This window comes from Streptomyces polygonati (genome assembly GCF_042650325.1).
In the GTDB taxonomy this organism is placed as follows: Bacteria; Actinomycetota; Actinomycetes; order Streptomycetales; family Streptomycetaceae; genus Actinacidiphila; species Actinacidiphila polygonati.
On the sequence record NZ_JBHSBB010000001.1, the window covers coordinates 146,512 to 158,625 of the forward strand.

The 12,114-nt window shown below is 70.9% G+C and carries 8 protein-coding genes; 4 read left to right on the forward strand and 4 right to left on the reverse strand.

The window, feature by feature from the left end; genetic code table 11:
• Nucleotides 1-408: 408 nt before the first annotated feature.
• From ACFO3J_RS00585 to ACFO3J_RS00600, 4 genes are all read left to right on the forward strand, one after another.
• The gene (locus ACFO3J_RS00585; RefSeq protein ID WP_386424675.1) at nt 409-2,340 is read left to right on the forward strand and encodes an FAD/NAD(P)-binding protein; all 1,932 of its coding nucleotides are present in this window, start codon (nt 409-411) and stop codon (nt 2,338-2,340) included.
• Entirely contained in the window at nt 2,341-3,564 is a 1,224-nt protein-coding gene (locus tag ACFO3J_RS00590; RefSeq protein ID WP_386424678.1) for a putative PEP-binding protein, read from the forward strand.
• 200 nt (nt 3,565-3,764) lie between these two features.
• Nucleotides 3,765-5,672 (forward strand): carbohydrate binding domain-containing protein, encoded by a 1,908-nt coding sequence (locus tag ACFO3J_RS00595; RefSeq protein ID WP_386424681.1) that lies wholly within the window; start codon nt 3,765-3,767, stop codon nt 5,670-5,672.
• Between the two features lie 115 nt (nt 5,673-5,787).
• Nucleotides 5,788-7,806, forward strand: coding sequence for a LamG-like jellyroll fold domain-containing protein (locus ACFO3J_RS00600; RefSeq protein WP_386424684.1), 2,019 nt, complete (start codon nt 5,788-5,790; stop codon nt 7,804-7,806).
• Between the two features lie 82 nt (nt 7,807-7,888).
• On the opposite strand, the gene ACFO3J_RS00605 is transcribed toward ACFO3J_RS00600, so the two are convergent.
• The 4 genes from ACFO3J_RS00605 to ACFO3J_RS00620 all read right to left on the reverse strand — a co-directional run bounded on the left by ACFO3J_RS00605 (nt 7,889) and on the right by ACFO3J_RS00620 (nt 12,087).
• A complete protein-coding gene (locus ACFO3J_RS00605; protein ID WP_386424687.1) occupies nt 7,889-8,581 on the reverse strand; it encodes a type 1 glutamine amidotransferase domain-containing protein in 693 nt (230 codons plus the stop codon).
• 105 nt (nt 8,582-8,686) lie between these two features.
• Complete coding sequence (locus tag ACFO3J_RS00610; RefSeq protein WP_386424689.1) at nt 8,687-10,183, reverse strand: aspartate aminotransferase family protein; 1,497 nt, start codon at nt 10,181-10,183, stop codon at nt 8,687-8,689.
• Nucleotides 10,184-10,197: 14 nt separating this feature from the next.
• Nucleotides 10,198-11,625, reverse strand: coding sequence for a methylaspartate mutase (locus ACFO3J_RS00615; RefSeq protein WP_386424691.1), 1,428 nt, complete (start codon nt 11,623-11,625; stop codon nt 10,198-10,200).
• A gap of 12 nt (nt 11,626-11,637) precedes the next feature.
• Complete coding sequence (locus tag ACFO3J_RS00620; RefSeq protein WP_386424694.1) at nt 11,638-12,087, reverse strand: cobalamin-dependent protein; 450 nt, start codon at nt 12,085-12,087, stop codon at nt 11,638-11,640.
• Nucleotides 12,088-12,114 lie beyond the last annotated feature (27 nt).

Below are 12,114 nucleotides of genomic sequence, written 5' to 3' on the forward strand. Positions count from 1 at the left end.
GGCCTCCATCAGGACGGTGGAGTCGACGGGGACGGTCGGGATGTTCCGCGGTGACCACATCCGCTCAGCCGACCGCACCTACGGGTGGTAATGAGGCGATCGGGGTCCGCGTCATCGACCGTGCGGGATCGTCGCGGCCGGTCAGGAGTGGTCGAGCCGACGTCCCGACCCGGCCGCCCCGCCTCCGAGCGCACGGCCCGGCAATGCGATACGACAAGAGGCGGTCATCCGCCGTGCCGCGCTCCACATCGCGGTCATTTTTATCCGGTCCGCACGATAACCCGGAAGAAACGCCCTAGCCTTGTGCCCGGACAATCCGCGTCCGCATTGCCGATGATCCGCCCCGGTAAAAGGACGAATCGCCTCAGCCAGAGCCGGGTTCCCATCGCTCCAGGGGGAGGAATCACCATGAGTCGAGCAGGAATACACCCAAGAGTGCTCATCGTCGGCGCGGGCCTGGCCGGGACGGCCACGGCGATCAGGCTGCTCCGCTTCGCACGCGGCCCACTGGAGATCGTCCTCCTCGAACGGCGTCCGGACTACCGGTCGGCGGGAGTCGCCTACCACCGGGACGGCAACCCCTGGGACCACGTTTTCAACATCCAGGCGGGCCGGATGTCGGTGTTCCGCGAGGACGTCCTCGACTTCGTACGCTGGGCCAATCTCGAGGCCGACCGCCGGGACTGGCCGGCGCCCTGGGCCGAACTCGAATTCGCCGAGGCGGGTCCGGCGCCCCGGCGGATCTTCCAGGACTACCTGGTCGACCGGCTGGCCGAGGCCAGCCGGGAAGCCTGTCCCGGCGTGGTGCTCGTCGAGGCGGACGGCGAGGCGGTCGACATGGAAGTACGCCCCGACGGGGTTGAGGTGACGATCCGTCAGGCATTCGCCGGTGTTCCCGCGGCCGGGCAGGAGCGTGAGCCGGGCCCGGGGACGGATCCGGGGACGGGGACAGATCCGGACCGGGAAACGACCGTGCTGTTCGCCGAACACGTCGTGCTCGCGACCGGTCTCGAACTCAGGGAGCCGCCCTTCGCCGCCCGGGTCCACGCGCACCCCTCCTTCGTGAGGGACCCGTACTCCGCGGCCGGCATCCGCAAGCTCATGGCGCTCCCGCCCGAGGCCACCGTGGCGATCGTCGGATCGGTGCTGAGCGCGTACGACTCGGCGGGCTTCCTGCTGCGCCGCGGCCACACCGGACGGATCCATCTGATCTCCAAGACCGGGACGATGTTCCGCACGTATCCGGTCGGCCACGAGCACGGGGTGCTGCGACTGCCCTGCCCGAAGGGCCTGCTGGAGCCGTACCGGGATCGTGAGGAGTTCCTCGCCCGGGTCCGGACCGAGTGGGAGGCGGCCTGCGGGGCGGTCGCGCGGGACCACCCCGACGTCCATCCGGTGGTGGTCGCGGAGCGGGTGGCCAAGGCGTGGGAGCCGCACCTCCCCGAGGCCATCGAACGGATTCCCACCGCCGAACTGCGCCGTCTGCTGGACGAGTTCGGTACGGCCATAGCGGCGTCCCGGGTCGGCGCCGTGGAGTACACGATGGCGATCATCGAGCGCGCGATGCGGCCGGCGGACGGCTCGGTGAAGCTGGTGGTGGGCCAGGTGAAGGAGGTCGCGCCGACCGGCTCGGGGCGACTGGCCGTCTCGGTCGCGGCCCCGGAGGAGCGGCTCACCATCGAGGCCGACCTGGTGGTCTCCAACTTCGGCCGGGAGTCGGACTACAGCAGGGTCGGCCAGCCGCTCTGGCGCAATCTCGTCCGGCGCGGGATCGCGGTCCCGCACGAGCGCACCGGACGCGGCCTGGAGGTCGACGAGCGCGGGACGCTGCTGGGCCCCGGCGGGGAGCCGGCCGGCCCGGTCTCCGCGGTCGGTGTGCTGCGCGAGGGCGACGAGATCGTCCGGAACGGCCGGACGGGCGCTTTCTCCTTCAATCTCGCCGCGATCAAGAACCAGTCCATCGCGGTCGCCGCCCGGGTGATCGAACAACTGGAACTGCTCGACGGCGATATGGCGCAAAGCGTGGCTGAATACCATGGTCATTTCAGCAATACGGAGGAAGCGGCCCGGTTCGGATTCGAGGAGGCTGTGGTCATGGAGGTGAGAAGGTTGGCCGCCCGTGATCGAAGCGAGCGGGAATCGCTCGATTCCCGGCTGGAAGCCTGTATCCGGTCCATGGGCGGACTTCCGACCCCTCCGACAGGAGCTTCCCGGCCCGATCGCCTGATCAGGACGGTCGTCAACCGGGCAGCCGTCGAACGACTCACCGACGTCTCCGTGACGCCACGGCAGCTGCGTCGGCAATTGGGAATAGCGAACGCCGATCATCTGGGGGAATAGTTGAACGGGCGACGGATCCAGGGATTCCTACTGACCGGTGGTACGCAGAGTGTCTTACGAGGTACCTGTAACCGCACAAGAAGTCCACTCGACGGATCCATCCTCGTCGCCCCTTCGCTCGAAGCGGGCCTGTACGAAGCGATCGTGGCGGCGCGCGCCGTCGTCTGCGGCGCCGGCGGGCTGACCGGCCATATGCAGTCCATCTGCCGCGGCAGGGGAATCCCCGTACTCCGCGTCGACCAGGCGGATCTCGCCGACCTGGTCGGCGAGGTGACGCTGCACCTGGAGAGCCAGTCGATCGTCGTCGGGTCCGACCCGCGTGCCGGGGAGCGGATCGCGGGCGACGGGATCCCCTCGCCGGACGATCTCGGCTCGGCGTGCGCGGTCATCGCGGACCTCCAGGACATCCGCACCATCAACTCGTCCGGGCCGAACGCGAAGCGGGTCGAGTCCTTCTTCATCCGGGAGGAGTTCCTGTGCCTGGCGGCGGGCCTGCGCCCGCTCGACTCCCTGGACGGCGGCCCCGCCGACATCGCGGCCTACGGACGCGCCGTCGCGGACCGGCTGTGCACCTACCTGGAGGCACTGCTGCCCGACCAGCGCCTCGTCCTGCGGCTTCTCGACCTCCGGTCCGACCACGCGGCCGGCGTCACCGAGCTGGCCCCGGTCGCCGTCGAGCCGAATCCCGAGCTCGGCCTGCACGGCGCGCGCTGGCTGCTCGGCTCGACCGCCTACCGGGACGCGCTGCACGTCATGCTCGGGTCCCTGCGCGAGCGGCTCGGCGACGACGCGGACCGGGTGCACCTCTCCGTTCCGTTCCTGAACGACGAGGAGGAGTTCGTCCAGCTCAGGGCGCACCTGGAGTTGCCGGCCGACGTGCCCCTGTCCGCGTTCATCGAGATGCCGGCGGCGGTGCACGCCACCGCGGCGATCTGCGCGGCGGGCGCCAGCGAGCTGTTCGTCGGCACCAAGGACCTGGTGCAGTTCTATCTCGCCGCGGACCGGAGCAACCACCTGGTGGCCGACTCCTACCAGACCCGGCACCCGGCCGTCATGGACGGCGTGCGCAGGGTGGTGGAGGCCGCGCGCGCCGCGGGCACCCCGGTCCGGGTGTTCGCGCTGGGCGCCGACCTCGCCCACTACCTCGAACGCCTGCCGACCCCGGACGGCTACATGATGTGCACCGCCGAACTCCAACAGGTGATCCTCCGGTCGCAGTCCTGACCGGTCAGGCCCGCCGGGGCCCAGCCCATCCTGCGCCGACTGGGCCCCGCCGTGGAACGCGCGAGTGGTTGACAACCCTGATTGGTCTGTACCAATCTTTGATGTGTGCGCGTCAGCGATGCCCGGGCACGGCACCGCGGCGCCGTACGGCACGACCTCGTCGACCGACCCTCGGGCCGTCCACCTAGGAGCCGCCGTCCATGTCAGCAGACCGGCACCGCCTTCACCCCCCACGCCGGGCAGTCGCCCTCCTGGCCGCCACCGCGCTGGGCGTCGCCGGCCTCGTCGCGCTCGGCGGCGGTGCCCACGCGGCCGACACGAACCTGGTGGTCAACGGCGGTTTCGAGACCGGCTCGTTGTCCGGATGGACCTGCGACGCGGGTACGGGAAGCGTGGTCGGCACGCCGGCCCACTCCGGCTCCCACTCCCTCGCCGGGGCGGCGACGGCCTCGGACACCGCGCAGTGCGTCCAGACCGTCGCCGTGCAGCCCAACGCGACGTACACCCTGTCGGCCTACGTGCAGGGCGCGTACGTCTACCTCGGCGCCGACGGCTACACCTCGACCTGGACGCCGTCCGCGACGAGCTGGCAGCAGCTGTCCACCTCGTTCACCACCACCGCCTCGGCCACCACCGTCACGCTCTACCTGCACGGCTGGTACGCGCAGGGCACCTACCACGCCGACGACGTCGTGCTCACCGGCCCGGGCGGCGCGACATCCACCCCCACGCCGACACCCACCCCGACACCCACTCCCAGCCCCACTCAGACGCCGACGCCCACGCCGACTCCCACCCCGACCGGCCCGGGCGGTGGCGGGCCCTCCTCCTGGCACCCCTCCTACCTGTCGATCGGCAGCGTCTACACCCCCGGCAGCACGGTGGACTCCTTCTTCACCACCCTCAAGTCGCACGGCAAGCTGCCGGACTACGGCTACGAGTACCTGATCGGCGGGGACTTCCCCAACTGGGCCGCCACGACGACCACGATGGTCACGCACTCCGAGCAGTTCGGCATGACCCCGGTCCTGGTCGACTACGGCATGAACGGCAATATCGACGGCACCTCCGTCGACTTCACCAACATGCAGAGCGGCGGCTGGCTGACCACCTACTTCCAGGCGCTGAGGAACGCGGCCTCGGCGGCCGCCACCGCGGCCCCCGGCAAACCGGTCGGCTGGGTCATCGAGCCCGACATGCTCGGCTATCTGCAGCAGAACTACGCGGCGAGTTACGGGAACGACGCAAGCCGGATCCCGGCCGCCACCTCCGCCGCGTACTCCTCGGGCGTGCTGGCCGGCGGCAGCGACCCGGCGTTCGGCAACAACCTCAAGGGCCTGGTCGAGGCGATCAACTACACGATCAAGAAGTACGATCCGCCGGCCTTCGTCGGCTGGCAGATCAACGACTGGGCGGTGCGCGACGCGCTCAAGGACACCGACACCCAGGGCTGGACGGCCGGCCGCCAGTCGGTGGCCGCCACCGCGACGCAGGTGGCGAACTTCGCCAAGACCGCCGATGTCGGCTACCACGCGGACTTCGCCGCCTTCGACCAGTGGGGGCAGGACTTCGGCGTGCTGCGCGACCCCAACCCGGCCGCCGACATCCGGTACCTGAACGCGGCGCACTGGAGCAACTACCTGCTCTATGTGCAGACGATCCGCCAATCGCTCGGCCTGCCCGCGGTCCTGTGGCAGATCCCGGTCGGCCACCTCAACTCCGCGCTGACACCGAGCCCGACGTACTGGAACGCCTCCGGCCGCTTTCCCGACCTGGACAACCAGAGCGCGGAGCAGAACGAGGACTCGGCGGCCACCTTCTTCTACGGCGACTCCTTCACCTCCAGCGGCAACAACCTGGCCTTCTACAGCAGCAATCCGGGAAGCGACCCGAAGGTCACGGTGAAGGGCGGCACCGTCTCGTGGGGCTCGCACATCCCGGAGGCGGCGGCCGCCGGCGTGGTGGCGATCCTCTTCGGCGCGGGCACCGGCACGGGGACCTACGGAGTGCCCGAGATGGTGGGCGGCAATCAGATCCACCCCGCCGACTTCGACTACTGGGTGACCCGTACGCAGTCCTATCTGGCCGCCCCGGTCCAACTGCCCTGAGCGAGCGGCGTGATCGGGGTCCTGGCACGGCGGGCCGGCCGCACCGGCCGGCCCGCCGTGTCGGGGCCCAGCGGAATGATTGCCTCCCCCAACGGCGGCTCGGTACGTTCCGTGCATGATCCATCACACCCAACGTGGCAGAGGCGGAACCGGAACGGCGCCGCTGGCGTGGGCACTCGCGCTGGCGGCGACGGTCTGGGCCGTCCTGGCCGGCGCGAGTCCCGCGCACGCCGTGACACCCGCTCCGGCGCCCTCGCAGAAGGTCGGTCAGCCGTTCGCGGTCAACACCGACGGCATCGCGTGCTATCGGATCCCGTCGATCATCAGCGTCCCCAACCCGCAGCATCCGAAGGAACTCCTGGCCTTCGCCGAGGGCCGGGTCGACAACTGCGGTGACGTGGGCGATGTCGACCTGGTGATGAAGAGGTCCGACGACGGCGGGATCAGCTGGGACGACTACCCGCTCCAGCGGCTGCGCGGCGTGAACGACTGCGGCGAGTTCCAGAACATCGTGCCCATGGTCCATGTCCCGCCGAACGGTTCGACCGATCCGGTGCGGATCACCGTGATGTTCGCCTACAACACCGTGGGCGCCGACTGCGACGGCACGCTCACCCGCGGTCCCCGCACCCTGCACTCGATCTTCTCCACCGACTACGGCGTCAACTGGAGCTCCGGGTCCTTCATCGACGGTGTTCCTCCCTCGCCCACGGCCCCCGCCACACCGCTGTGGAGCTGGGTGTCGACAGGTCCGGGCCACGCCATCGAGCTCCGGCACGGGCCGCACGCCGGCCGGATGGTCGTGGCGGGCGACCACACCCCCGCGGACGACTCCACCCCAGGCGACGGCATCGTCAAGCAGCCCGGCATACAGCTCTACTACAGCGACGACGGCGGTGCCGACTGGACGAGGGGAGCCGTCTGGGACCCGCCGGCCGGACAGTGGGGAGCCGGTGAGCCGACCCTGGCCGAGCGCGCCGACGGCTCGGTCTACGTCAACGCGCGCGGCAACAAGGTCTGCGAAACGCACGATCTGCGGCTCGCGGGGGTCAGCCAGGACGGCGGCGTGAGCTTCGTGAACGGGGACGACGCGTTCACCCCCGTTCCCGACCTGGTCAGTCCGCCCGTCTCCGGCTCGCTGCTCACCGTGTCGGATCCCGGTGCGAACGGCGCCGGCCGGATGCTCTTCTCCGGCCCCTCCCGGGCCGGCTCGGAGTCCGGTGACCGCCAGGCCATGTCCATCCGGACCTCCACCGACGAGGGCGCCACCTGGACCACCTCGGGCACGCTGATCAACAAGGGCCGTACCGGCTACTCCGACCTGACCCTGATGTCCTCCGGGCAGATCGGCCTGGTCTACGAGACGGCCACCAACACCCCGCACAGCAATGTCTACTTCACCTCGTTCACCACCCAGCAGCTCGACGACAACACCGAGGAGCTCATCCAGCAGACCAGTGACGGCACCGGCAACGGCGACAACGGAGTGGTCAACGGAAAGGCCACCCTCACCACCCGCGGCTCCCACCCGGCCCTGAACCTCGACGGCGTCGACGACTACGTGCGGATCGTCAACTGCCCCAGGAACCTGCGGCTGGGCGCCTCGGACTTCACCGTCGCGGCCTGGATCAACTACACCGGAACCAGCGGCTACGACCCGATCGTGTGGGGATACGGGCAGGACGCCGCCCCCCAGTTCTGGCTGCGGGCCGACCCCGCGGGCGGCAGGATCACCGGCGCCATCACCACCGCCCCCGACCCGCAGCACGGCACCCCCGGCGGCACCTTCGCGGTGAGCACCGCGTCCGCGTACAACGACGGCGGCTGGCACTACGTGGTCTTCCGCCGCCAGGCCGGCCAGCTCCTGCTCTCCGTCGACGGCGGGACCGCGGTCTCCGCCACCGCCGAGGCGGGCAGCAGCATCAATGCCTCGGAGACCTACGCCACACCCGCCGACGCCTTCACCCTCCACATCGGCGCCCGCCCCGACCTCGCCCAGTTGTTCAAGGGGGCCATGGACGACGTGCGCGTCTACGACCGCTCGCTGACCACCGACGAGATCGCCCTGATCAAGAACGGCGCGACCACCGTCCCCGACGAGCAGGTGCGGCTCGCCTTCACCACCATCTGGTGACCGGCCGGTGACACGGACCGGATGAGTGCCGGTGCCACCCTCGTGGCACCGGCACTTCGTCCTCGTCCCCCGCGACCGCCCGCTACGGCAGCACCTTGAGCAGCCGTTCGGCCAGTTCGGCCGCCGACGCGGGGTTCTGCCCCGTGTAGAGATTGCGGTCCACCACGGTGTACGGCTTCCAGGCCTCGCCGCGGGTGAAGTCGACGCCCAGCTCCCTCAGCTCGTCCTCCAGCAGCCAGCGGGCCCTGGGCGCCAGTCCGACGGCTTCCTCCTCCTCGTTGGTGAAGGCCGACACCCGGTAGCCCGCGAAGGGCGTCACGCCGTGCACCCGGGTGGCCAGCATCGCGGCCGGGGCGTGGCAGACCACGGCGAGGGGTTTGCCCGAGGCCAGTGCCGTGGTCAGCAGCCGGCCGGCGTCGGCGTTGACGGACAGGTCCTCCATCGGCCCGTGGCCGCCGGGGAAGTAGACCGCGTCGTAGTCCTCCGGGCGGGCGTCGGCCAGCTGGATCGGCCGTCGCATCTCCTCCGCGGAGCGGATGATCGCCTCCAGGTCCAGGGCGGTCTGCGCGCTGCCCGCCATCTCCGGGCGCAGGCTCATCATGTCGACGGTCGGTACGACCCCGCCCGGGGTGGCGACGACCACCTGGTGACCGGCGTCCGTGAACGCTTTGTACGGAGCCGCGAACTCCTCCGCCCAGTAGCCCGTCGCGTACCTGCTGCCGTCCTTGAGTGTCCAGTACGCCGTTCCGGTCATTGCGAACAGTAGCTTCGCCATCCGAGCATCACCGCCCAGTCGTCCGAGGACAATATGTACCGATAGTGAGTTTATGTCCACAAGGGGAGGGGCGCACCAGCGGTGGGCCGACCGCGGCCCGGTTCGTCAGCTCGCGCCTTCGGTGGTGTAGGCGTCGGCGGCCGTCAGGGCGCCGTCCAGGATGGCGAGGCCCTCGGCCGCCTCGGCCGCGCTGAGGTTGCACGGCGGCACCACGTGAATGCGGTTGTAGTTGGCGAACGGCCACAGGCCCGCCTTCCGGCACGCCGCCATCACCTCGGTGACCGGTGTGGACTCGGCGGGTGAGGCGGCGTAGGGGACGAGCATCTCCCGTGTTCCGCGGTCCTTGACCAGTTCGAGCGCCCAGAACACGCCGAGTCCGCGCACCTCCCCCACCGCCGGGTGGCGCGCGGCGATGTCCCGCAGACCGGGGCCGAGCACCTGCTCACCGAGCCACGCGGCGTGCTCCACCATGCCTTCGTCGCGCATGGCCCCGATGGTGGCCACGGCCGCCGCGCAGCCGAGCGGATGCCCGGAATAGGTCAGCCCGCCGGGATAGGGCCGGTGGTCGAACACCGCGGCCACCCGGTCGGAGACGACGACCCCGCCGAGGGGGACGTAGCCGCTGTTCACGCCCTTGGCGAAGGTGAGCAGGTCGGGCACGACGTCCCAGTGCCCGACCGCGAACCATTCACCCGTACGGCCGAAGCCCACCATCACCTCGTCGGTGATCATGAGGATGCCGTACTCGTCGCAGATCCGGCGGACCCCGGCCAGATAGCCGTCGGGCGGCACCAGGACGCCGCCGGTGCCGATCACCGTCTCCAGCAGCACGGCGGCGATGGTGGCCGGCCCCTCCATCCGGATGGTCAGGTCCAGGTGCGCCAGGGCGCGTTCGCATTCCTGCTCGGGTGAGTCGGCGTGGAAGGCCGAGCGGTAGGGATAAGGGCCGAAGAAGTGCGTCACGCCGGCGCTGCCGCTGTCGGCCGACCAGCGCCGGGGGTCGCCGGTGAGATTGAGCGCGGTCGCGGTCGCGCCGTGGTAGGAGCGGTAGGCGCTGAGGATCTTGGGCCGTCCGGTGGCGGTCCTGGCCATCCGTACCGCGTGCTCGTTGGCCTCGGTGCCGCCGTTGGTGAAGAAGACGCGGTTGAGGTCGCCGGGCGCGAGTCCGGCGATCAGCCGGGCCGCCTCGGCGCGTGGCTCGGTGGTGAAGTGCGGTGCGATCGTGCACAGTCGCTCGGCCTGATCGCGGACGGCGGCGACCACGCGCGGGTGGGCGTGCCCGATGTTGAGGTTGACGAACTGGGAGGAGAAGTCGAGGTAGGAGTTGCCTTCGTAGTCCCAGAAGTACGATCCGGCGCCGCCCGCGACCGGCAGTGGATCGATGTGCTTCTGGGCGGCCCACGCGTGGAAGACGTGGGCACGGTCGCGCCGCCGGATCGCGGCGGCCCGCTCCGGGTCCGGCTTCGGGTCGGGGCGGCCGGGCCGGGCGGCCGGCGGGATGCCGGGGTCGCCGCCGGGCGCGGTCCGGGTGCCGGTGCGGGTCTCGGTGATGTTCTCGGTGATGTTCTCGGTGACGGTCGGTTCGACTACGGAGAATTCCATGGCGGCTCTCGTCCTCACATATGCCTGGGATGTGCGCTGACGGTGGTGCGACGGGTACGCGGCCTGACGATCCCGGCGGCCGACCGGACGTCCGTGGTGAGGAAGTAGTTGATGTCGGCGCTGAGGCTCTCGATCAGGTCGCGCTCGCGCGGCTGCCCGGCCAGTCGCCGGGCGTGGAAGCGCAGGGTCGGCGCGGAGAACGGCAGCCCGCCTGCGTCGAGATAGCGGATGGCGCCGTGGGCGTCGCGCTTGGGCAGGACGGCCGACCGGGCGTGCCCGCTCGCGCTGAAGGGGATGTCCAGGGTGCCGGCCCGGAAGGCGGCCGCGATGTCGTCGGGCAGGCAGTCGCCTTCGAGCACCGGGCCGACCAGTTCGTCCACCTCGCGCTGCATCCAGTACATCTCCTCGCCCACCCGCGACTCGTCCAGGGGCACCGGGCCCGCCGCGTCGGCCAGTCCGCGCGCCACCGTGCGCACGCCGCGGATGTTGGCGGCCGCGTCGGGGATGCCGACTGCCTCCTGGTCGGTCTTGTTGATCACCTTGGTGGCCCGGCCGAGCCGGGCGACCAGCCCCCCGTAGCGGATCAGGGCGCCGGCCGCGGCCGGATGCCGGGGGAAGACGCCCATGAACTGGTGCAGCACCGGATACACCCGCACCGACGCGGGCAGATAGCGGTGTGCCAGCTCCCGTATCGAGCGCAGCGCTGCGATGTCCTGGTGCGCCTCCCCGCCCTGCGGATAGGCCACCGAGATGCACCGCACCCCTTGGCGGGCGGCGGACACCGCTTCCAGCAGGGTGACGGCGAGGCTGATCGACGGCGGCACGAGGACGGCGGTGAGCGTCCCGAACAGCTCCCGGTCGACGATCACCCCGTCGCGCGCCAACTCCCCGCAGGCGGCGTCCACGTTCTGCCAGCCGCGCAGCGACCGGGTCAGCGGGACGTCCTTGGAGTACGGGAGGTTGTAGGCGATGCCGCCGCCCTCGAAGGAGGTGATGCCGGAGGCGACCGCCACCGCGAACAGGTCCTGGGTGTCCGGCGAGCCGTGGCGGATCTCCAGCGGCACGGCGACCGCGCGGTCCAGTTCGCGTCCGCGCCGCCAGCCGTGGGCCACCAGCGGATAGCCGTTGAGCCGGCTCGGATCGGCCTCCAGCAGCCGCCGGGCGGCGGCGAACCGGGCCAGCCGGGTGTAGGAGTCGATGGTCACCGTCAGCACTCCGGGCCGCGCGCCGTCCTCCAGCGCCCGCAGCAGGGCCAGCATCTCCTGATGGCCGCCGACCCCGCAGCGGGGCTGGATCAGCGTGCGGTCCTCCCGCTCGGCCTGCGCCAGCACCTCGGCCACCCGCGGCTTGGCGCTCCCGCGCAGGTACGCGGTCACCTCACCGGCGTCGGGCAGTTCGGCGGCGACCTCGGGCGCCACCTCAAGTGCGTCGAGCCAGGACACGGTGGGTCCTCCTCACCTGGAGTGGGACAGGGAGCCGTGGCGCGCGCCGTCCAGGACGTCCAGCAGCAGCAGGAGTTGGGTGGCGTCGGTCAGCACGTGGTCCACGCCCAGGGCGCGCAGCCGCCGTTCGTCGTCGTCCTCGTCCTTGTGGCTGCCCACCGACAGATTGCCGCCCACGACGACCGGGCAGCACAGCGCTCCGCCGGCCCGTAAGGAGGGCAGTTCCCGCAGGTCGTCGTACGCGTGGCCGTTGACACTGCCGATGACGACCGCCTCGGCGCCGGGGTGTTCGGCGTACGCGCGGGCGAAGTCGGACAGCGGGGTGCAGACGCCGAGGTTGACGACGTCGAGGCCGTGCGCGCGCAACTGCATCTCGATCAGCCGGTTGGCCACGGCGTGGGCGTCGCTCTCGGCCACACCGATGATCACGGTACGCGGGGCGCTGGAAGGTGGAGTGCCCATGGCGGTTCTCCTCGTCGGTAGCGGGCG